Origin of the sequence: Pseudomonas sp. UV AK001, assembly GCF_046097675.1 — a bacterium.
GTDB classification, from domain to species: domain Bacteria; phylum Pseudomonadota; class Gammaproteobacteria; order Pseudomonadales; family Pseudomonadaceae; genus Aquipseudomonas; species Aquipseudomonas kribbensis.
In genome coordinates this window covers 155,768-178,607 of the sequence record NZ_JBJUVZ010000007.1, presented here as the reverse complement: position 1 = coordinate 178,607, position 22,840 = coordinate 155,768, and the positions used below count along the sequence as shown (strand labels likewise).

Here is a 22,840-nt window from a genome sequence, read left to right as displayed (position 1 = left end):
GCAAATGAGTGGCAACTTCCTCGCTCTGGCACAGCCGGGCGTGCAACAACTTTCGCCATACGTTCCGGGCAAGCCCGTGGACGAACTGGCTCGCGAGCTGGACCTGGATCCGGCAAGCATCGTCAAACTGGCGAGCAACGAAAACCCGCTGGGCGCGAGCCCGAAAGCGCTGGCCGCAATCCGCGAAGCGCTGGACGAGCTGACCCGTTATCCGGACGGCAACGGTTTTGCCCTGAAGTCCCTGCTGGCCGAGCGGTGCCGTGTCGAGCTGAACCAGGTGACCCTGGGCAACGGCTCCAACGACATTCTTGAGCTGGTGGCGCGCGCCTATCTGGCGCCGGGCCTGAATGCGGTCTTCAGCGAGCACGCGTTCGCGGTCTACCCTATCGCGACCCAGGCGGTCGGCGCCCAGGCGAAGGTCGTTCCGGCCAAGGATTGGGGGCATGACCTGCCGGCGATGCTGGCGGCCATCGACGCCAACACGCGCGTCGTGTTCATCGCCAACCCGAACAACCCGACCGGTACCTGGTTCGGCGCCGAAGCGCTGGACGAGTTCCTGCAGGACGTGCCTGAGCATGTGCTGGTGGTGCTGGACGAGGCCTACATCGAATACGCCGAAGGCAGTGATCTGCCGGATGGCCTGGACTTCCTCGCGGCTTACCCGAACCTGCTGGTCTCGCGCACCTTCTCCAAGGCTTATGGCCTGGCGGCGCTGCGTGTTGGCTATGGCTTGTCCACGCCGGTCGTGGCAGACGTGCTGAACCGTGTGCGCCAGCCGTTCAACGTCAACAGCCTGGCCCTGGCAGCCGCGTGTGCGGCGCTGAAGGACGAGGAGTATCTGGCGCAGAGCCGTCAGCTCAACGAGTCCGGCATGCAACAGCTGGAATCGGGTTTCCGCGAGCTGGGCCTGAGCTGGATTCCGTCCAAGGGCAACTTCATCTGCGTCGATCTTGGTCAGGTGGCGGCTCCGGTGTTCCAGGGGCTGCTGCGTGAAGGCGTGATCGTACGTCCGGTGGCCAACTACGGCATGCCGAACCACCTGCGGGTGACCATCGGTCTGCCGGCGGAAAACAGTCGCTTCCTCGAAGCGCTGCGCAAGGTTCTGGCTCGTGGGTGATGTCACTGCGCTGCAATCTGCTGCACCTATGATCGGGCGCCTGGTGGTGGTCGGTCTGGGGTTGATCGGTGGTTCGTTTGCCAAAGGCTTGCGTGAAAGCGGTGTGTGCCGCGAAGTGGTCGGGGTCGATCTCGACCCGCAATCACGCAAGCTGGCGGTCGAGTTGGGTGTGGTGGATCGCTGTGAAGACGATCTGGTGGCTGCCTGCCAGGGCGCAGACGTGATCCAGTTGGCGGTGCCGATCCTGGCCATGGAAAAAGTGCTGGCTCGCTTGGCCGGCATGGATCTGGGGCAGGCGATCCTGACGGATGTCGGCAGCGCCAAGGGCAATGTGGTACGCGCGGCGACCGAAGCGTTTGGCGGCATGCCGGCTCGCTTCGTGCCGGGCCATCCGATTGCCGGCTCCGAGCAGAGCGGGGTGGAAGCCTCCAATGCCGAGCTGTTTCGTCGTCACAAGGTGATTCTGACCCCGCTGGAGCAGACCGATCCGGCTGCGCTGGCGGTGGTTGATCGCTTGTGGCGCGAACTCGGTGCCGATGTCGAGCACATGCAGGTCGAGCGCCACGATGAAGTGCTGGCGGCGACCAGTCATTTGCCGCACCTGCTGGCCTTCGGTCTGGTCGATTCGCTGGCCAAGCGCAATGAAAACCTTGAGATCTTCCGTTACGCTGCGGGCGGTTTCCGTGATTTCACAAGAATCGCCGGAAGCGACCCGGTCATGTGGCATGACATCTTTCTCGCCAACCGCGAGGCTGTCCTGCGCACACTCGATACATTTCGCAGCGACCTCGACGCCTTGCGCGACGCGGTCGATGCAGGGGATGGGCACCAATTGTTGGGCGTCTTCACGCGCGCCCGGGTTGCCCGCGAGCATTTCAGTAAAATCCTGGCCCGCAGGGCCTATGTGGACGCTATGAATTCCAACGATCTGATCTTCCTGGCTCAACCTGGTGGCCGCCTGTCCGGTCGGATTCGCGTACCGGGTGACAAATCGATTTCCCACCGTTCGATCATGCTCGGCTCCCTGGCTGAAGGTGTCACCGAAGTCGAAGGCTTCCTCGAGGGCGAAGACGCCCTGGCGACCTTGCAGGCGTTCCGCGACATGGGCGTGGTCATCGAAGGCCCGCATCACGGCCGCGTGACCATCCACGGTGTCGGCCTGCACGGCCTGAAGCCTGCGCCGGGCCCGATCTATCTGGGCAACTCCGGCACTTCGATGCGCCTGCTGTCCGGCCTGCTGGCCGCGCAGGACTTCGACAGCACCTTGACCGGTGACGCTTCGCTGTCCAAGCGCCCGATGAACCGTGTGGCCAACCCGCTGCGGGAAATGGGCGCCGTGATCGAAACCGCTGCCGACGGTCGTCCGCCGATGACCATTCGTGGCGGTCACAAGCTCAAGGGCCTGACCTACACCATGCCGATGGCCAGTGCCCAGGTGAAATCCTGCCTGCTGCTGGCGGGCCTGTATGCTGAAGGCAAGACCACCGTCACCGAGCCGGCTCCGACTCGCGACCATACCGAGCGCATGTTGCGCGGCTTCGGTTATTCGGTGGGCGTCAACGGTGCGACGGCATCGGTCGAGTCCGGTGGCAAGCTGACTGCGACCCACATTGAAGTGCCGGGCGACATCTCGTCTTCGGCGTTCTTCCTGGTGGCGGCGTCGATCGCCGAGGGTTCGGAACTGGTGCTCGAGCACGTCGGCATCAACCCGACCCGTACCGGTGTGATCGACATCCTGCGCCTGATGGGTGCCGACATCACCCTGGAAAACCAGCGTGAAGTGGGTGGCGAGCCAGTTGCCGATTTGCGCGTGCGAGCAGCTAAACTCAAAGGTATCGAGATTCCGGAAGCGCTGGTTCCTCTGGCCATCGACGAGTTCCCGGTACTGTTCGTGGCGGCAGCCTGTGCCGAAGGGCGTACGGTGCTGACCGGCGCCGAAGAGCTGCGGGTCAAGGAGTCGGATCGTATCCAGGTCATGGCGGACGGTTTGCTGGCGCTGGGCGTCAAGTGCGAACCGACTCCGGACGGCATCATCATCGACGGCGGCCAGATCGGCGGCGGCGAAGTGCATGGTCATGGCGATCACCGTATCGCGATGGCTTTCAGTGTGGCCTCGTTGCGCGCCACTGCACCGATCCGCATCCATGATTGTGCCAACGTCGCAACATCGTTCCCGAACTTCCTGGCGTTGTGCGCGCAGGTTGGCATTCGTGTGGCGCAAGAGGCTCAGTCGTGAACAACATTGCTCCGGTCATCACCATCGATGGGCCAAGCGGCTCGGGCAAAGGCACCGTAGCCGGGATTCTGGCCAAGCGTCTGGGCTGGAACCTGCTGGATTCCGGCGCGCTGTATCGCTTGCTGGCGTTTGCAGCGCACAACCATGGTGTCGACCTGACCAATGAAGAGCTGTTGAAGAAGCTGGCCGCTCATCTGGATGTGCAGTTTATCGCGGCGACCGACGGTCAGTTGCAGCGCATCATTCTGGAAGGTGATGAAGTCAGCGATGTCATCCGCACCGAGAGCGTCGGTTCTGGCGCTTCTCAGGTGGCTGCGTTGCCGGCTGTGCGCGAGGCGCTGCTGCAGCGCCAGCGCGCGTTCCAGGAAACACCCGGCCTGGTGGCCGATGGTCGTGACATGGGCACGGTGGTATTTCCGAATGCGCCGCTGAAGATTTTCCTGACCGCCAGTGCCGAGGAGCGGGCGCGCCGTCGATATTTGCAGTTGAAGGGCAAAGTCGAGGGTGTTAGTCTGTCGAGTCTGCTAGATGAGATCCGTGCGCGTGACGAGCGCGATACCCAGCGAGCGGTGGCCCCGCTCAAACCGGCGGCCGACGCCATACAGCTGGATTCCACGGAGTTGTCCATCGATCAGGTGCTGGAACGCATCATGAGCGAGATCGCCATTCGCGATATCGCCGGGTGACCAGGAAGGCCGCAGGGGACCAGTCATAGTCCTGCGGTGGCTTCCTTTAAATGAAACTGACCCGCATCGTCTGGGATGTGGAGACGGGCGTATTTTTCGCCCTAATCAACAGGAATTAAAATGAGCGAAAGCTTTGCGGAACTCTTTGAAGAAAGCCTAAAGACCCTGAACCTTCAGGCAGGCTCCATCATCACCGGTGTTATCGTTGATATCGATTACCAAGCTCGCTGGGTAACTGTTCACGCTGGCCTGAAGTCCGAAGCACTGATCCCTCTGGAGCAGTTCTACAACGACGCTGGCGAACTGAACATCAACGTCGGTGACGAAGTTCACGTTGCTCTGGACTCGGTTGAAGACGGTTTCGGTGAAACCAAGCTGTCCCGTGAAAAAGCCAAGCGCGCTGAATGCTGGATCGTTCTGGAAGCAGCCTTCGCAGCTGAGGAAGTGGTCAAGGGCGTTATCAACGGTAAGGTTAAAGGCGGCTTCACTGTCGACGTTAACGGCATCCGTGCGTTCCTGCCAGGTTCCCTGGTTGACGTCCGTCCAGTGCGCGACACCACGCACCTGGAAGGCAAAGAGCTGGAATTCAAGGTCATCAAGCTGGACCAGAAGCGCAACAACGTTGTCGTTTCCCGTCGCAGCGTCCTGGAAGCCGAGAACTCCGCCGAGCGTGAAGCTCTGCTGGAATCCCTGCAGGAAGGCCAGCAAGTCAAAGGTATCGTCAAAAACCTCACCGACTACGGCGCATTCGTCGACCTGGGCGGCGTGGACGGCCTGCTGCACATCACCGACATGGCGTGGAAGCGTATCAAGCACCCTTCCGAAATCGTCAATGTTGGCGACGAGATCGACGTCAAGGTTCTGAAGTACGATCGCGAGCGCAATCGTGTTTCCCTGGGCCTGAAGCAACTGGGCGAAGATCCGTGGGTTGCTATCAAAGCCCGTTACCCAGAAAGCACTCGCGTTACCGCTCGTGTAACCAACCTGACCGACTACGGCTGCTTCGCTGAGCTGGAAGAAGGCGTTGAAGGTCTGGTACACGTTTCGGAAATGGACTGGACCAACAAGAACATCCACCCTTCGAAAGTCGTACAAGTCGGCGACGAAGTGGAAGTCATGGTTCTGGACATCGACGAAGAGCGTCGTCGTATCTCCCTGGGCATCAAGCAGTGCAAGTCGAACCCATGGGAAGACTTCTCTGGCCAGTTCAACAAGGGCGACAAGATCTCCGGCACCATCAAGTCGATCACCGATTTCGGTATCTTCATTGGTCTGGACGGCGGCATCGACGGTCTGGTTCACCTGTCCGACATCTCCTGGAACGAAGTGGGCGAAGAAGCCGTGCGTCGTTTCAAGAAGGGCGACGAGCTGGACACCGTTATCCTGTCGGTTGACCCGGAGCGTGAGCGTATCTCCCTGGGTATCAAGCAACTGGAAAGCGATCCGTTCTCCGAGTACGTCTCGGTTAACGACAAAGGCGCAATCGTTACTGGCACCGTGAAAGAAGTTGACGCCAAAGGCGCCATCATCGTTCTGGCCGACGATATCGAAGCGACTCTGAAAGCCTCCGAAATCAGCCGTGACCGCGTTGAAGACGCGCGCAACGTTCTGAAAGAAGGCCAGCAAGTAGAAGCCAAGATCATCAGCGTTGATCGTAAGAGCCGCGTAATCCAGCTGTCGATCAAATCGAAAGACGATGCTGAAGAGAAAGAAGCCATCCAGAGCCTGAAAGCAGCTCCGGAAGGCGAAGCAGCTGACACCACTATGGCGGCACTGCTGCGTCAAGCAATGGCCAAACAGAACTGAGTTCTGTCTGATCATTAAAAAAGGGCGACTTCGGTCGCCCTTTTTTGTGCCTGTGATTTGGTGTGGCGTCATGCTGTGTGTTGTCTCGGTGAAACCATTCCCTTTGCAAGGTGGTCTGTTTCTTTAATCGGATCAAACGTCTATTCGCGTCTAGGCTTAGTCTGAAGATCGCAGTAGTCGGGCGGATGCCTGGCATAAGGATGTGAATGAACAAGTTTTTAGTTCTGTTGGGTGTCTTGGTGTTGGCGGGTTGTACTACCGGCGCGAAGACTCATGCGGTGCGTGGCGTCAGTGGTATTGAGGTTGACTGCTCCGGCCTGGGTTCGGGTTGGGAGAAATGCCAGAAGCGCGCGGCCAAGGAATGCAAGGGTGCGGGCTATAAGGTAATTACGCGATCTGATGATGCCCGGGATGAGGACGAGTTTCCCTTTGGCTTCAATCCTGCCGGCTACGCCACTCGAACCATGCTGGTGATCTGTCGGTGAGTGAGCGTTGGCGTGCTTGCGATCCGAGGCCCTGAAAATGGGTGTTTCGGCGAGCGGAAAGATATGTCAAGCCCTGGGCTGTTCAAAACCTTCAGGGCGTGCTAAAACCTTTCAAGCGCTGATCTAGCTGCTTGAAAAAGAAGGGAAAAATATGACGAAGTCGGAGTTGATCGAACGAATTGTCACCCATCAGGGGCTGCTCTCATCCAAGGATGTGGAGTTGGCCATCAAGACCATGCTTGAGCAAATGTCCCAGTGTCTGGCCACGGGGGATCGTATCGAGATCCGTGGTTTTGGCAGCTTTTCTCTGCACTATCGTGCGCCACGCGTTGGTCGTAATCCAAAGACCGGCCAGTCCGTCAGTCTTGACGGGAAATTCGTTCCGCATTTCAAGCCAGGCAAAGAGTTGCGTGATCGCGTGAATGAGGAAGAGGAGGAGGGCGCTTGATTGTCATCGATACTGGAGAGACCACTCATGCGTAACTTCAAGCGAGCGGTGCTTTCTGTTTTTATACTATTGGTTGTATTGGCGATCCTTGCATTCGTTCTTGAAAATCAGCAATCGGTGTCGTTGTTATTTCTCGGGTGGGTCGGGCCGCAACTTCCAGTTTCGGTTGTTGCAGTTTGTGCATTGCTGGCGGGAATGCTGATCGGACCGGTCATCGGTTGGATTTTGAGACGTGCATCCAGGCCTTCACGCAGGCACCTTGTCTGATTGCGACATGTAAGAGAAGGAGTGTCAGCTTTAGCCGCAGCTTGTCCATATCCATTAGTAAAACGTTCATTAAGCTGTAAAATGCTGCCCTTCGTCGATCATTGGGTATTCCGCTCATTGGATCAGACTGACTCCGTCAGAGGCCGCGTCTGAATTGACGGCTTTTGCATTCATGGATTAGACAGTGCTGGGTTGGCGGCTCTGTCAGCAACTCAAGGGTATGGTTTCGCGTGAAAATTCTAGTAACCGGCGGTGCCGGATTCATCGGTTCTGCAGTCATCCGTCATATTATCTCCAGTACTGCCGACGCAGTGATCAACGTCGACAAACTGACGTATGCCGGTAACCTTGAATCGTTGGCTGAAGTCAGTGGAGACTCGCGTTACACGTTTGAGCGCATCGATATCTGTGATCGTGAACAGATCGACCGTGTCCTGCTTGAGCACCAACCGGATGCGATCATGCACCTGGCCGCAGAGTCTCATGTCGATCGTTCCATTTCCGGTCCATCCGAATTCATTCAGACCAACATCATCGGTACTTACACGTTGCTGGAAGCTGCGCGGCATTATTGGGCGGCACTGGATGATGTGCGCAAGGCCAACTTCCGTTTCCATCATATTTCCACCGACGAAGTCTACGGAGATCTCGAGGGTCCTGAAGATCTCTTCACGGAAACCACGCCCTATCAGCCGAGCTCGCCCTATTCGGCGAGCAAGGCGAGCTCCGATCACCTGGTGCGAGCCTGGGCCAGAACATATGGCCTGCCTACACTGGTCACCAATTGCTCCAACAACTACGGTCCTTGCCACTTCCCTGAGAAGTTGATCCCGCTGATCATTCTCAATGCGCTGGAAGGCAAGCCGCTGCCGGTCTATGGCAAAGGCAATCAGGTTCGTGACTGGCTGTATGTCGAAGATCACGCCCGTGCGTTGTACAAGGTTGTAACTGAAGGTGTTATTGGCGAGACCTATAACATCGGTGGTCACAACGAAAAGCAGAACATCGAAGTCGTTCATGCGCTGTGTGCGCTTCTTGATGAGCTTCGTCCGGATTCCCCACATCGCCCCCATGCAAGTCTGATCACTTATGTCCAGGATCGTCCGGGTCACGATCAGCGCTACGCCATCGACGCCAGCAAGATCCAGCGAGAGTTGGGATGGGCGCCGGAAGAAACCTTCGAAACCGGCATTCGCAAGACCGTCGAGTGGTACCTCAATAACACTGAATGGGTTGCTCACGTAAAAAGCGGGAGCTACCAGCAGTGGATCGACCAGAACTACGCAGATCGTTCGAACAAGGCATGAAAATTCTCCTGCTGGGTAAAAATGGCCAGGTAGGGTGGGAGCTGCAGCGCTCCCTCGCGCCGCTTGGCGAGCTGGTTGCACTGGATCGTCATGCCGTCGATGGCTTGTGTGGAGACTTGTCGAATCTGGACGCGTTGCGTGCGGCGATTCGTCAGCTCAAGCCTGATGTCATTGTCAACGCGGCGGCTTACACCGCAGTCGACAAGGCCGAGTCCGACGTTGAACTGGCCGATCGTGTCAACAGTCAGGCGAGTCGGCTGATGGCTGAGGAGGCTCTCATTCTGGATGCCTGGCTCATTCACTATTCGACCGATTACGTATTCAGTGGCGAGGGTTCCACGCCTTGGTGCGAGGGTGATGCCGTCGCCCCGGTGAATCAGTACGGTGTGAGCAAGCTCGCTGGTGAGCAGGCAATCACGGCGTCCGGTTGCAAGCATCTGATCTTTCGCACGAGCTGGGTATACGGTGCTCGCGGCAATAACTTCGCCAAAACCATGCTGCGACTGGCAAAGGATCGCGAAACACTGAGCGTGATTGCCGATCAGGTCGGAGCGCCGACAGGTGCTGATCTGATTGCCGATGTCACGGCATTGGCAATTCGTCAGGTGCTGCAGCAGCCGAAACTGGCAGGTTTGTATCACCTCGCCGCGAGTGGCGAGGTTTCCTGGCACGGATATGCGAGACATGTCATCGAGTTTGCCCGCAGCCACGGCGAGCAGTTGGCTGTCGCTGCGATCAATCCCATTGATACAACCGCCTACCCGACCCCCGCTCGTCGGCCTCTGAATTCACGTTTGAATACTCGGAAGCTGCGTGACAATTTTTCTCTACACTTGCCGGATTGGCAAAGTGGTGTAACCCGAATGCTTAGGGAAGTTCTTAATAAATGACCACGACAAATCGTAAAGGCATCATTCTCGCCGGAGGCTCGGGTACGCGCCTGCACCCGTTGACCCTTGGTGTTTCCAAGCAAATGCTGCCGATCTACGACAAGCCGATGATCTTTTATCCGCTGTCAGTGCTGATGCTTGCCGGGATGCGTGAAATTCTTATTATTTCAACACCGGAAGATTTGCCTTGTTTCCGCAAATTGTTGGGCGACGGGAGTCGTTACGGAATCAAGCTGACTTATGCCGAGCAGCCAAGCCCGGACGGTCTGGCGCAGGCCTTCATCATCGGTGAAGAATTCATCGGAAAGGATCCTTGCTGTCTGATCCTGGGCGATAACATCTTTTATGGTCAGCACTTCTCTGACAACTTGCGTTCGGCCAGCTCTCAACAGCACGGCGCGACTGTATTCGGTTATCACGTCTCTGATCCCGAGCGTTTTGGTGTTGTGGAATTTGATGCGTCCGGTCGCGCGTTGAGTATTGAAGAGAAGCCACTGAAGCCAAAATCCAGCTATGCGGTTACAGGTCTTTATTTCTATGACAATCAAGTCGTGGAGATCGCAAAGAACATCAAGCCTTCCGAGCGGGGAGAGCTGGAAATCACTGATGTGAACCGCGCCTACCTGGAGCAAAAATCGCTGAATGTCGAGATGCTCGGTCGCGGCTTTGCCTGGCTGGACACAGGTACTCACGACTCTTTGCTTGAAGCCAGTCACTTCGTTCATACCATTGAGCAACGTCAGGGTTTGAAAGTGGCCTGCCTGGAAGAGATTGCGTACCACAACGACTGGATCACCGCCGATCAGCTGGCTGAGCAAGCTGATGCCTTGAAGAAGACGGGCTACGGTCAATACCTGCAGAAGTTGCTGGACTCGCCTTCTCACTGATTCGAATCACAAAGCGTTTTCGAGTGAGAAAGTCAAAATCGGTGCAAGCAGGAAAGCTATGCCAGTAAAACATCCCAAGGTTGCGGTTTTGCTGGCGGCCTTCAATGGAATGCAGTGGATCGAAGAGCAACTCGATTCGATTCTTCGGCAATCCGGTGTAGACCTGAGCGTCTATATCAGTGTTGATCCCTCGACTGATGGTACCGAAGCCTGGTGTCTGGCCTGTGCGGCCAGGCACCAGAGTGTTCATGTGCTCCCTGGTGTCGGTACGTTCGGTGGTGCCGCGCGCAACTTTTTCAGATTGATCCGTGATGTATCCGTCGAAGAATACGACTACGTCGCGTTCTCCGATCAGGATGACGTCTGGTATCAGGACAAGCTCGAGAGGGCGATCGGCGAAATTCAGGCGCGAGGCGTGGATGCCTACTCCAGCAATGTTGTCGCGTTCTGGCCGGATGGTCGCACGCAACTGCTGGACAAGGCTCAGCCCCAGACCTCCTGGGATTTCCTGTTCGAGGCCGCTGGGCCGGGATGTACATACGTCTTCACTCGTGAGCTGATGCGTCCACTCAAGACCGCTATGCTGGGCAGTTGGAGCGACTTGCAAAATGTCAGTCTGCACGATTGGTATTTTTACTCTTTCGCACGTAGTCGTGGATTTCGCTGGTTCATCGACGCGCGTCCCTCCATGGATTATCGCCAGCATGAAAGTAATCAGGTAGGCGCGAACGCCGGCATCGGTTCTCTGATCATGCGCTACAAGACCATTCATGACGGGTGGTGGTTTTCTCAGGTCAGGCAGATCGTTCGGCTGGTGGGGCTTGAGCGCAATTCATTTGTCGAGCCCTGGCTGCCTTTGGGGCGCCGTCAACTGATAAGGCTCTCGTTCAGTGCAAGAGACTGTCGGCGCAGAGCACGAGACAAGCTGTTTTTCTTTTGCATCTGTTGGGCTACGGCGCTGGTTGGAAGCAAGGCTAAATGATCGGTACTCAAGTTTTGGTGACTGGCGCGACCGGGTTTGTCGGAGAGGCGCTTGTGTTTCGACTGCTGCGCGACAAGGTATTCAGTCCTGTTGCTGCTGTGCGCGGTGAAACGAGGTTGAGTGGTCTATGCCGGGTTGTGGCATTTGACATGGGGGACAGGGCCCTGCTACCTCCTCTGGCTGGCATTGATGTGGTTGTTCATTGTGCTGCGCGAGTGCATGTGATGAATGAGTCGGCAGAGGGGGCTCTTGAGCGGTTTCGCAAAACCAATGTCGAAGGGACTGTTCGTCTGGCTCGCAGTGCAGCTGAAGCAGGCGTTAAAAGATTCATTTTCGTCAGTTCGATCAAGGTCAATGGTGAAATGACCCTGCCGGGAGTTGTCTTCAAGGCGGACGATGTGCCGGCACCGCTCGATCCTTACGGCCTATCAAAAAGCGAAGCAGAGGACGCCTTGCGAGCAATCAGCGTCGAGACAGGTATGGAGGTTGTCGTCATCCGGCCGCCATTGGTCTACGGCCCCGGTGTCGGGGCCAATTTCCTGAGCATGATGCGCTGGCTTGAGCGTGGTACTCCGCTACCGCTTGGGGCGATACATAACCATCGCAGCCTTGTTGCGCTTGAGAATCTGGTGGATTTGCTCAATGTCTGTATCAGTCATCCAGAGGCGGCGGGAAACACCTTTCTGGTCAGTGATGGAGAAGACTTGTCCACCACTCAATTGCTCAGGCGCATGGCGAGTGCCCTGGGTGTAAAGCCTCGCTTGCTGTCGATTCCTTCCTGGGTATTGAAGATGGGCGCATCGCTGATCGGTCGTGCTGATCTCGCGCAGCGATTGTGTGGGTCGTTGCAGGTCGATATCAGTAAAACCATCGATAGGTTGGGATGGTCGCCTGTCATTGGCGTCGATGATGCGTTGAAGCGAACCGCGTGCCAGTATCACTCGCGGCAGCGTACTTGAGTGGAGATGTTTGACCGTTGATGACCTTTGCCTGCTACTTCGACATTGGCAAACTGCCACCCTTTTTCTAACGATGGCGGCTTGATACCCTACGCGCCGCCACCGCGGCGCTCATCTGCAATATTCACGTTATCCATGTCTTGTCGGGGCTGACGGTCCTGCTTCCAGCGTTTGCAAAGCGATAATGTCACTGGGCTATCAAATGACAATGTTTCGTCGTTATAATTGCAAATTTTGCGCAGCTGGAAGTGGCGCATGAGCCGTTCCGATGGCGCTTTCGTTGCCCGTCGAATGCTCGCTCGTGTTGAACGAATCGGCACAGGTGAAATTTTCTCCTTTAAGCAACGGAGTGCTCGGTGGTAGCCCCTCTTTTCCCGGATGTTCAAAACAGCAGTCCGGATCACCGCATTGTCGACCGGCTTCAGCAGGAACCAGGTGGTCCTTCCGGACGTGTTGCCGTTCTGTTGTGCACCTTCAATGGCGAACGTTTTTTGGCACAGCAACTGGACTCCATTGCGCGCCAAAGCTATCCCCACTGGTTTGTCGTGGTGTCAGATGATGGTTCTGACGACTCTACCCTGGAATTATTACGCGAATACGCCGAGCGCTGGGGGGAGGGCAAACTGTCGATTCGCCAGGGACCGGGACGTGGATACGCCGCCAACTTCCTTTCGCTGACCTGTGACCAATCCATCGAGTCCGATTTCTATGCCTGGGCCGATCAGGATGATATCTGGCAGGAAAACAAGCTGGAGCGCGCCTTGTGCGAGCTTCAGGGCACCCCTCCACAGGAGCCGGCTCTTTATTGTGGCAGGACCGAATTGATCGATGAGGAGGGGGCACCCATAGGTTTGTCTCCTCTGTTTGAGCGTCCCGTCGGATTTGCCAATGCGCTAGTGCAAAGCGTGGGAGGGGGCAACACAATGGTCTTCAATCAGGCCGCCCGTAAGCTGTTCCTGCAGGCAGGCCCCAGTCTGGACATCGTTTCGCATGACTGGTGGGCGTATCTCCTCGTTTCAGGTGCTGGAGGGCGAGTCACTTACGACGTTTGTCCAACCATTCTCTACAGGCAGCACGAAGCAAACCTCATCGGCTCTACATCGGGCCTGATGGCGCAATTGAATAGAATACGGATGCAGTTCCGCGGTCGTTTCCGTGGGTGGAATCAAAAGAATATTGCGGCGCTGGAGTCGACCAGATTCCAGTTGAATGAAGAAAACCGGATGAGGCTGGATCTGTTTCAGCGGGCACGAAGTTCTCGCGGATTGGCCCGGATCATGTGGTTACGGCGATCTGGTGTCTACCGGCAATCCTTATGGGGCAACCTTGGGCTGCTTTTGGCGGCGGTATTCAATGGAATCTGATACGCAGTCGGACTTGGCCCCTTTCAGGAAGAGTGTTGTGGTAATTCAAGTGATGGCAGGACGAGAGAGTTTGCTGAGGAATTTAAACTCCCTCGGATTTATTGAGGTTTTGAGACAATGCTGAACTTTTCTGCTTCGCCAAAGGAGATGCTCAATAGCATCTGGCGCAACAAAGGTCTCATCCGGGCGCTGGTGCAGCGGGAGATCGTTGGGCGTTATCGCGGGTCGATCATGGGCATGCTGTGGTCACTGTTCAATCCGATTGTGATGCTGGTGATTTACACATTCGTATTCAGCGTCGTGTTCAAAGCCCGATGGAGCGTCGATAGCAGCTCGAAAACCGAGTTTGCGCTCATGTTGTTTGCGGGTCTGATCGTTTTCAATCTGTTTGCCGAGTGTATAAACAGAGCCCCGGGACTGATTATTGGCAACGTCAACTACGTGAAGAAAGTGGTGTTCCCGCTGGAAATACTTCCATGGGTTACGCTGGGCGCGGCTATGTTTCACTTTCTCGTCAGTCTCAGTGTCTGGCTGATTGCTTATCTGATTTTCTTCGGAAAGCTTCAGTACACCATTCTGTTGCTCCCGGTATTTCTGGCTCCTCTGATCATTTTTGTTGTCGGCCTGGTTTGGTTTCTCGCCTCAATGGGCGTGTACCTGCGAGATGTCAGTCAGATCATCGGTGTCTGCACTTCCGTCCTGATGTTTCTTTCACCGATTTTTTATCCGATCACGGCGCTGCCTGAAGAATACCGACATCTGCTCTTTTTGAACCCCCTGACCCCGGCAATTGAAGATACCCGGGCGCTGCTCTTCAGGGGCGAACTGCCGAGTCTGATTCACCTTGGTTTCTACTATATCGCTGCAGCTCTTGTCTTTTGGCTAGGATTTGCGTGGTTCCAAAAAACGCGTAAAGGGTTCGCCGATGTCCTCTAATACCGCCATTGCCGTCAACAACCTGAGTAAGTGTTTCCATATTTACGACAAGCCGAGAGATCGGCTGATGCAGATGTTCGCACGCGGACGCAAGCAATACTTTCGTGAGTTCTGGGCCCTGCAGGGTGTCTCGTTCACCATCGACCGAGGCGAGACCGTTGGTATCCTCGGGCGAAACGGTAGCGGTAAATCGACACTTTTGCAGATGATTTGCGGCACGCTCAATCAGACACACGGCGACATCATGACTCACGGTCGTGTCGCAGCCTTGCTGGAGCTGGGTTCCGGATTCAACCCTGAATTCAGTGGTCGCGAAAACGTGTACATGAATGCTGCCGTACTTGGCCTTACACGAGACGAGACTGAAGCCCGTTTTGCCGAGATCGAAGCCTTTGCGGAAATCGGCGAATTCATCGATCAGCCGGTCAAGACCTACTCCAGTGGCATGATGGTACGCCTGGCTTTTGCCGTGGCGATCAATGTTGACCCGCAAATCCTGATTGTTGATGAAGCGTTGTCGGTCGGCGATGAATTGTTCCAGCGTAAATGCTTCGCGCGGATCGAGGCGATCAAGGCCAGTGGCGCGACCATTCTGTTTGTGTCGCATTCCGGGAGTGCCGTCATCGAACTGTGTACGCGGGCGATTCTGCTGGATAAGGGAGAGAAGCTCGCCGAAGGTGTGCCCAAGGTCATTGTCGGCCAGTACCAGAAGCTGCTGTATGCGCCTGCGGACAAGGTTGCGGAAATCCGCGAATCGATCAAGACCGGTGTACTCGAGCGCCTTGAACTCCAGCGGGAGGCCAAGCGCACCGAGGTGGCAGTCGAGGCGTCACAGGCGAAGGACAACGGACTTGAGGAGTACTTCGATCCTCATATCGTTTCCAAAAGTGTGATGTCCTACGAATCTCATGGTGTTCTGATCAGCGAGCCGCGCATCCTCAATGCGGCCGGTAAACAGGTTAACTGCCTCAAGCGCGGTGACAGCTACCGTTATACCTATCGCGTAGCTTTTTCGACGGGGGCGGGGGCTGTACGCTTTGGCATGATGATCAAAACGCTCGCCGGTATCGAGATCGGTGGGGCGGCGAGCGCGGCGAGCGCTCAGGACGCCATCGCCTACGTGGCTGCTGAAGCTGAAGTCGATGTTGAATTCAAGTTTGAGTGCAATTTGAACCCCGGAACGTATTTCCTCAACTCAGGGGTGGTCGGTGTCGTAGGGGAAGCGGAGACCTATCTGCATCGTTTGATCGATGCCTGCCTGTTTCGCGTTCTGCCGGAGACTGCGATCACTGCAACCGGAACAGTCGATTTCAAATGTATCCCAGCTTTTACCATTTCAAGTGTTGAGCATAATTAATCTTATGGATCATAAACAAATAGTCGTAGTTTTGGGCATGCACCGGAGCGGTACGAGTGCCATTACGCGTGGTTTGAAAGTCCTTGGTGTCGATCTGGGCGATAACCTGTTGCCTGCCGAGTCGGGCAATAACGAAAAAGGCTTTTTTGAAGACGCAACCATCACTGCTTACAACGAAGAGCTGCTGGCTGATCTGGGGCACAGCTGGGACAGCCTGATTCCTATCCGCCGGGAAGAGCTGGACTCGCCGGTCGCGCAGAACCACAAAGCGCGTGCAATCGAGCATCTGCGCGAGAAGCTCAGTGAGATCAAGTGTTTCGGCGTAAAAGATCCGCGAATGTCCCGACTGCTGCCATTCTGGCAGGAGATCTTTGCCGAGCTGGGTCTGCAGGTCAGCTATGTCATTGCTTTCCGTAATCCGATAAATGTTGCGCATTCGTTGGTCAAGCGGAACGAGTTTGAAGTTGAGAAAGGCTACTTTCTCTGGCTTGAGCATATGCTGTTCAGTTTGAAATACAGCCAGGGCGCATCGCGCGTTTTTGTAAATTACGAGTTGATGCTTCAGGAGCCCGAAAAGCAGCTGCGACGCATGTCTGAGTCGCTGGGGTTGCCGTTTGATCCGCAGGGCCCAGAGTTCCTGGAATATCAGAGCAACTTTCTCCAGCGGTCGCTGCAGCACAACAGCTTTACGCTGGACGAGCTAAAAAAAGATTCCGCTGTACCGGCCGACGTCTTGAATCTCAGCCTTCTGCTTCTGGAGCTCTCGCGTGATGAGCGTGCAGATGACCAAGCGGTCGTCAGCACGGTCAACAGCCTTTGCGAGGCGATGAACGAGCGTTTGCCTGCCTATCGACTCATGCGTCGTTTCGATCAAAGTAACGCTGATCTGAATGTGCAACTGAGGCTCAAAGAACAGAGCATCACGACGCTTGCCGCCGACTACGGCAAACTCGAGAAACGACACGACGAGTTGAAGGTCGATTACTCGAACCTCGACGGACACCGTCGTTGGCTCGAAACCGAATATGGTGCTTTCAAGACGTCCCTTTTGGACTCGGAGCAATCAATTCAGAGCCTCGAGGCTGACCTGCGTCGTTATTCTTCTGGTCGCTTTTTGCTCAAATCCCTTGTCTCGCATATTGCAGAGCGGTTCGGTCTTCGCTATCGAGATGATCATCCGGCTCAGAGCGAGCTGTTCGATGCCGATTACTACCTCAGTACCTACGAAGATGTTCGGGCGGCGGGCGTCAATCCGTTGCAGCATTATATTGAGCAAGGCTGGCGTGAAGGGCGCGATCCTTCGGCCGCCTTTTCCACTAAAGCGTACCTGGACAATTATCAGGATGTGCGCCTGCGTCGCATCAACCCGCTGATACATTATTTGCGGCACGGTTACTATGAGGGCCGTTCGATCTACGACACCAAAGGTCGTAATTACCATCTTTCCCGTAAGCTCAGTCGTCAACGCCTTGTCGTGCAATTGTTGAATCTGGTTGCGCAACAACCCGCATTGCTGGGCCGTTTCGTACGCGAGGCCCGCCGTGGCGGTCTGCGTCATGCACTGGCTATTGCAGTTCGCAAGCTCAAGCTCAGCCAGAAGCGGCTGGCGTTGAACCAGGTTTCCAAACCGCTTGGCGATGCAGCGCTGACTGAGTACGAACTACTCAAAGTGGTGCCTTACTACCTGGATCCTTACCTGGCAGAGGTACCAACAACAGCGCCTGGAATGGTTGCCGTTCATCTTCATTTGAGCGGTGAGCAATTGTCGGGGCATTGGCTCAGTTGTCTCAAGAATGTCCCTGTCGAATTCGATCTGTTCATTTCTCGCAGCGGCAGCGATAGCTCGAAGTTTGATGACAGAGCGTTGCGCGCAGCAGTACCTCTGTTGCGCAAGTTGGTCGTTGAAGTCATCCCAGGCCAGGTTGGAGCGATTGCTTCGCTGATTGTCCAGTTCGGCAGTCGATTGAAAGCGTACGACGTAATAGCGCACTTCCATGATGAAGCCGGTAGCGCCGATAACGAAGACGGTTCGGGGGGGAAAGAGCGCCTGGAGCTTCTATGCGGTTCCCCTGCCAATGTCGGGCAGATTCTTCAATTGCTCGGTGGGGACGCGAAGGTTGTGTATTCCGTCGATACCCGACCTGAGTCTGTCATCTACCACCAGGCTGGCTGGACTGATGCCGGAAACGTGATTGCCACGGCTTTGGAAAAGTACCGCGAGATCGATGCGACTACTTTCCCGAGTGCGCAATTCCCTCGAGTCGGGCTGTTCTGGGCACGGGTTGGCACCATCAGTGATCTGCTGCAACTGCCATTGCAATTCTCGCACTTCGCGAGTAACGAAGACGCCGCTGCCGGTGATCTGCTGAGTCGTTCGCTGGAACGTCTGGTACTGGTCAATACGACCACCAGTGAGGGACGTAACTATCAGTTGGAAGCTCCGCAGATTTCGCACGAGCCTCGGGATTATTACGAGCCACAGGAAGATTACTCGGCCTGCATCAGCCACGACACTGTCAAAGTGCTGGCCTATTACCTGCCGCAGTTCCACCCTACGCCTGAAAATGATGAGTGGCACGGAGCCGGATTTACCGAGTGGTACAAAGTCCGTTCGGCCAATCCGTTGTTCTACGGTCATTACCAGCAACATGTCCCGCACGAGGACATCGGTTACTACCATCTGGACGGCCCGGCCAGGTTGGAGCAGCAGGCCGAAATGATGCAGAAGTCAGGTGTTCACGGCCTGATTTTCTATCATTACTGGTTCACTGGCAGAATGATCCTCGAGAAGCCGGCACAGATGCTGCTGGATAATCAGCAGATCAATATGCCGTTCTGTTTCTGCTGGGCGAACGAGAACTGGACTCGCCGCTGGGATGGTAACGAGGCGGAAATACTGCTGGGGCAGGTCTATTCGAAAGAGGACGCCCGTGGCTTTATTCGCTATCTCATCCCGTTCTTCAAAGACGAGCGCTATATCAAAGTAGATGGACGTCCGATGTTGCACGTGTATCGTCCGTCGTCGATCGAGCATATCGATGAATACCTGGCTGTCTGGCGCGAAGAGTGCGAGCGCGAGGGTCTCAAGGCGCCATATATGGTGGCGACGCTGACGCGCGGTGCGACAAATCCGCAAGACCATGGCATGGACTCTGCCGTCGAGCGGGTACTGCATGACTGGACTGCCGATGCTGTACAAGACACTCGCAGCCAGTTGCGCCCTTACTGGCCTCTGGAAGGTAACGTCATTAACTACAGTGAAGTTGCCGATCACTACATGGGGCAGGATCTGGGCAAGGATTTCACGCTGTTCCGGTCGCTGGTTCCAACCTGGGATAACACCGCTCGTTACGGTAACCGGGCGTACGTGCTTAACCACTTCACTACGGAAAAATTCCAGAGCTGGATGGAGTTTCTGGTGGATTACTCCGAGCGGAACCTGCCGGAAGATCGCCGCTACGTAGTGGTAAACGCCTGGAACGAATGGGCTGAGGGGGCGCATCTTGAGCCCGATACCCGCTTTGGTTACGGCTACCTCAACTCCATCGGACGTGCGTTGTCCGGCCAGTCGTTTTCGGCGACCACCGATTGTGTCCTGCCGGCAGAAATGAAGCTGAATGTGGTGCTGACACCTGAAGCAGTGGCACGCCTGGAGGCTGAGCCGGAGTCGAGCCGCAAGTTCCTGGCATGCCTTGCCAATTCAGATGCGTTCAAGGCTTGCTCGGTTTCTGTAGAAAACGCAGAGCTTCAGCAAGCTTTACAGGCAAAAGGTGTGAATGTCTCCGTGCATGCGCCTGGCGAAGCCGACTTCACGCTGCGCTTCAGCGATATTTGCCTGTTCCCTGCAACGGCCATTGAGTCGTTGTTGAAAATGGCCAAGCGGCACAAGGGGTATTCCGTGTCGGCCAGTCTGCGAAACGATCCGTCGTTTGTGCAGGGCGAAAGTACTGTCAACTTCAGTATCGAGCCTGATCAGGTTGCCTGCATGGAGTTGCGTCCGACTGCACCGACGATCGGCTACAAGATCTGCTGTGAGGCTTCATGTTTCCGACTGCTGCCGGACAACGGCATCCACGGATCATCGCTCGACACGGTATCGACCATCGTGCGTTACCACCGTCGTGGTGACCGTGCATCGCTGATCAATGCACTTCTTTCGTTGATCGCTCAGTCCGGTAGTCAGGTTTTGCCTGTTCTGGCTATCCAGGATATGGATGACCAGGAAATCGCAATACTCGAAGCGCAGCTCGCTCAATTGCCGTGGAATGAGCATTGTGCTCCGGTGATTCGCCGTTACTTCTCGACGGAGCAAGCGCCGGATTTGCGTTCGTTGATGTTGAACGATGCGCTCAAGGCAGTCGGCAGTGGTTATGCAGCATTTCTTGATTATGACGACATGCTGTTTCCGACGGCTTACAGCTCACAACTGGAACAGATCAAGTCCAGTGGCAAGAATGCAACCTTTGCACGTGTCTACTCCACCATGGTGGATTCGGCGACGGGTTGCATCGTCAAGCGTGACAAGATTTACGATTACGGTGATAACTACCGTGATTTCATCGAGCATAACCACGCGCCGCTGCACAGTTTTCTGCTCGATCTGAACAAGTGCGACCTGGAAGCAGTCACCTACTTCGATGATATGAAGTACATGGAAGACTACTATCTGACCATGCAGTTGTTCACGCGCGACGGTACGGATTGGGCGTCACTGCGTTCCTGTGATTTTATCGGCGATTACATTCACCGGATCGGTTGCGATACTCATACGCTTGCGCTGACTGATGAGCAACAGCGTGCGGACTTGCTGGCTAGCGAGTCTTACCGGATCTGCGAGGCTCGCATCAAGGCCCTGCGTGATCGCCTGTTGCCCCACGCTTAGAGCAGAAGGCCCGCCAGTTGCTGGCGGGCCTTGTAGTCTGATTCGAATAAGGTTAATCGTATGAGCAAGGATCTGGTTTTTCACGCTACCGCCATCAGTGCGTCGGCAAGAGCTCAGGTAAAGGGGCAAAAACCGGCTGTTATCTGGCTGACGGGTTTGAGCGGCTCGGGCAAGTCGACGATCGCCAATGCCCTGGAGCAGGCACTCGTGGCCAAGGCCCGGCACACATTTCTGTTGGACGGCGACAACTTGCGCATGGGTTTGTGCAAGGATCTGGGTTTTACCGATGCTGATCGCGTCGAGAATATTCGACGTGTTGCAGAAGTGTCGAAGTTACTCATCGACGCGGGGTTGATCGTGATCACCGCGTTCATTTCTCCGTTTCATCGTGATCGCGCCATGGCGCGTGACGTCATCGGCAATCAAGCATTTGTCGAAGTCTTTATCGATACCTCGCTGGAAGAATGTGAGCGACGCGATCCGAAAGGACTCTACAGCAAGGCAAGGGCGGGCCAGATCAAGAACTTCACCGGGATCGACTCTGCCTATGAGGCACCGGTCAATCCGGATATTCGCATCAACACCGTTGCCGAAGACCTGTCCGAATCCATCGCAAGAGTGCTGGAATATCTGGATAAAAGGTTTGATCAATGAAAACCCTCGTCATCATTGGCGCTGGTTTCAGCGGTGCAGTAACGGCAGCACAATTCTTGCGTCGCAGCCCCTCCGATGTCCGAGTCGTACTCATCAACCGCTCCGGGACCATGGCGCGAGGATTGGCGTACGGTACCAACAGCCCGTTACACCTGCTCAATGTGCCTGCGGGCAATATGAGTGCGGACGTCGATGACCCTGAGCACTTTCTGCGCTTCTGCCAGGCGAGGGATCCTGCCTGTACGGCATCGTCATTCATTCCGCGCAAGATTTATGGAGAGTATCTGACGTCGGTTCTGGATGATGCCGAAAAGCATTGTGCAAAGGGCGTGACGCTGGAACGCATTGTTGCTGAAGTCCGAAGCCTTCAACCCCGGCAGTCTGGAGCTGTTGTCGAATTGGCCAGCGGTCAGTCCATTATTGCTGACCAGGTAGTTCTGGCATTCGGCAATTTTTCGCCGCTCGACCCTCCGGGATTCTGCTCGTCGATGGGTGTCGACCGGTACCAGTCCGATCCGTGGGCTGGCGTTTCGAGGAAATCTGCAGATCTGAACCACCCTGTGTTACTGGTGGGTTCCGGGCTCACGGCTCTTGATGTGTCGCTGGGCTTGCTGCAAAGCGGACATCAAGGCCCTATCTATATGGTTTCTCGTCGCGGGCTGCGTCCTTTGCCTCATCGATCGAAACGCACGGTTGAGGAAGTCCCGGCCGACTTTGCCGGCCGACTCTTGCGTTCGACGCCTTCGGTGCGTGCATACGTTCAATTGCTGCGAGGCGCGATCAAGGCTTCCGAGCACTCAGGTCTGGACTGGCGTGACTGGGTTGCGGCCCTGCGTCCTGTCACGGCGCAATTGTGGGGGCGGTTACCCCTTGCCGAGCGTCGGCGTTTCTTGCGTCATCTCCAGCCATATTGGGATGTCCACCGTCATCGAGTGGCCCCGGTGGCGTACCAGCGTTTTGAAGAGGCGTTGGCGAGCGGACAAATTCGATTCCTGGCAGGGCGTATCAAAAACGTCACAGCCGGCCTCGACCATTTACGCGTTGGTATTCAAACGCGCGACGAACAGAGACTCGAAGAGTTGGAAGTCGAGCAAGTTATCAATTGCACTGGCCCCACGACCAACTTGTATCGAGTGAACGATCCGCTTATCCAGCAGCTCTGCGCGGATGGCCTGATACAGGTTGACTCTCTCGGTTTGGGATTGTGCGTCGACGGGCAACTGGCCGTAAAAAACACTTCAGGTGCTTGCTCCTCGTGGTTGCATTACGTCGGACCGATGCTGAAGGCTGATTACTGGGAAGCGACCGCTGTTCCTGAGTTACGGCAATATTCTAAAAATCTGGCAGTCAAGTTGGTCAACGACATCGGGAAATGACAGGCACGGTGCCAGCCTTTCCCGCGGCTTGGCACCGTAGCGGTAAATCCTATTGATCGATCTTTAGTCAGGCCTCCCTTCAAACTTGGGCGAATTCGTCGGCCTGGCTGGAAATACAGACGCTGGGCAGACGGATTGTGAGATTCTTGACTCCAATATGTCTTAAAGGAGCCGCTTTTTATTCATCGTTGTTGCACTCGT

Annotated in this window: 18 protein-coding genes; all 18 read left to right on the top strand. The window is 55.9% G+C overall.

Annotated elements, in window-relative coordinates; translation table 11 throughout:
• The first annotated feature begins 4 nt into the window (after positions 1-4).
• A complete protein-coding gene (gene hisC / locus ACKLNA_RS19815; protein ID WP_408986835.1) occupies positions 5-1,117 on the top strand; it encodes a histidinol-phosphate transaminase in 1,113 nt (370 codons plus the stop codon).
• 28 nt (positions 1,118-1,145) lie between these two features.
• Positions 1,146-3,353: a bifunctional prephenate dehydrogenase/3-phosphoshikimate 1-carboxyvinyltransferase gene (locus tag ACKLNA_RS19810; RefSeq protein WP_408986934.1), complete on the top strand. Its 2,208-nt coding sequence runs from the start codon at positions 1,146-1,148 to the stop codon at positions 3,351-3,353.
• Positions 3,350-4,039 (top strand): (d)CMP kinase, encoded by a 690-nt coding sequence (gene cmk, locus ACKLNA_RS19805; RefSeq protein WP_007950916.1) that lies wholly within the window; start codon positions 3,350-3,352, stop codon positions 4,037-4,039. The genes ACKLNA_RS19810 and cmk overlap by 4 nt, the downstream gene beginning before the upstream one ends.
• 120 nt (positions 4,040-4,159) lie before the next feature.
• Positions 4,160-5,845, top strand: a complete 1,686-nt coding sequence (gene rpsA, locus ACKLNA_RS19800; RefSeq protein WP_007950918.1) for a 30S ribosomal protein S1 — start codon at positions 4,160-4,162, stop codon at positions 5,843-5,845.
• A 206-nt stretch (positions 5,846-6,051) separates the two neighbouring features.
• Positions 6,052-6,330, top strand: coding sequence for a hypothetical protein (locus ACKLNA_RS19795; protein ID WP_408986834.1), 279 nt, complete (start codon positions 6,052-6,054; stop codon positions 6,328-6,330).
• Positions 6,331-6,481: 151 nt separating this feature from the next.
• On the top strand, positions 6,482-6,778 hold the full coding sequence (gene ihfB, locus ACKLNA_RS19790; protein ID WP_007950920.1) for an integration host factor subunit beta: 297 nt from the start codon (positions 6,482-6,484) through the stop codon (positions 6,776-6,778).
• A 27-nt stretch (positions 6,779-6,805) separates the two neighbouring features.
• Positions 6,806-7,045, top strand: a complete 240-nt coding sequence (locus tag ACKLNA_RS19785; protein WP_408986833.1) for a lipopolysaccharide assembly protein LapA domain-containing protein — start codon at positions 6,806-6,808, stop codon at positions 7,043-7,045.
• Between the two features lie 230 nt (positions 7,046-7,275).
• Positions 7,276-8,352 carry a dTDP-glucose 4,6-dehydratase gene (rfbB, locus tag ACKLNA_RS19780; protein ID WP_408986832.1) on the top strand — a complete coding sequence of 359 codons (1,077 nt, stop codon included), beginning with the start codon at positions 7,276-7,278 and terminating at the stop codon, positions 8,350-8,352.
• Entirely contained in the window at positions 8,349-9,242 is an 894-nt protein-coding gene (rfbD, locus tag ACKLNA_RS19775) for a dTDP-4-dehydrorhamnose reductase (RefSeq protein ID WP_408986831.1), read from the top strand. The genes rfbB and rfbD overlap by 4 nt, the downstream gene beginning before the upstream one ends.
• Positions 9,239-10,129: a glucose-1-phosphate thymidylyltransferase RfbA gene (gene rfbA, locus ACKLNA_RS19770; protein WP_408986830.1), complete on the top strand. Its 891-nt coding sequence runs from the start codon at positions 9,239-9,241 to the stop codon at positions 10,127-10,129. The genes rfbD and rfbA overlap by 4 nt, the downstream gene beginning before the upstream one ends.
• A 58-nt stretch (positions 10,130-10,187) precedes the next feature.
• The gene (locus ACKLNA_RS19765) at positions 10,188-11,111 is read left to right on the top strand and encodes a glycosyltransferase (protein ID WP_408986829.1); all 924 of its coding nucleotides are present in this window, start codon (positions 10,188-10,190) and stop codon (positions 11,109-11,111) included.
• On the top strand, positions 11,108-12,070 hold the full coding sequence (locus ACKLNA_RS19760; protein ID WP_408986828.1) for a UDP-glucose 4-epimerase family protein: 963 nt from the start codon (positions 11,108-11,110) through the stop codon (positions 12,068-12,070). Before ACKLNA_RS19765 ends, ACKLNA_RS19760 begins: the two co-directional genes overlap by 4 nt.
• Positions 12,071-12,426: 356 nt before the next feature.
• On the top strand, positions 12,427-13,434 hold the full coding sequence (locus tag ACKLNA_RS19755) for a glycosyltransferase family 2 protein (protein WP_408986827.1): 1,008 nt from the start codon (positions 12,427-12,429) through the stop codon (positions 13,432-13,434).
• 117 nt (positions 13,435-13,551) lie between these two features.
• The gene (locus ACKLNA_RS19750; protein ID WP_085612176.1) at positions 13,552-14,370 is read left to right on the top strand and encodes an ABC transporter permease; all 819 of its coding nucleotides are present in this window, start codon (positions 13,552-13,554) and stop codon (positions 14,368-14,370) included.
• A complete protein-coding gene (locus ACKLNA_RS19745; protein WP_408986826.1) occupies positions 14,360-15,727 on the top strand; it encodes an ABC transporter ATP-binding protein in 1,368 nt (455 codons plus the stop codon). Before ACKLNA_RS19750 ends, ACKLNA_RS19745 begins: the two co-directional genes overlap by 11 nt.
• 4 nt (positions 15,728-15,731) lie before the next feature.
• A complete protein-coding gene (locus tag ACKLNA_RS19740) occupies positions 15,732-20,609 on the top strand; it encodes a glycoside hydrolase family 99-like domain-containing protein (protein ID WP_408986825.1) in 4,878 nt (1,625 codons plus the stop codon).
• A 60-nt stretch (positions 20,610-20,669) separates the two neighbouring features.
• Positions 20,670-21,263: an adenylyl-sulfate kinase gene (gene cysC, locus ACKLNA_RS19735; RefSeq protein ID WP_408986824.1), complete on the top strand. Its 594-nt coding sequence runs from the start codon at positions 20,670-20,672 to the stop codon at positions 21,261-21,263.
• Positions 21,260-22,639 carry an FAD/NAD(P)-binding protein gene (locus tag ACKLNA_RS19730; protein WP_408986823.1) on the top strand — a complete coding sequence of 460 codons (1,380 nt, stop codon included), beginning with the start codon at positions 21,260-21,262 and terminating at the stop codon, positions 22,637-22,639. The genes cysC and ACKLNA_RS19730 overlap by 4 nt, the downstream gene beginning before the upstream one ends.
• Positions 22,640-22,840 lie beyond the last annotated feature (201 nt).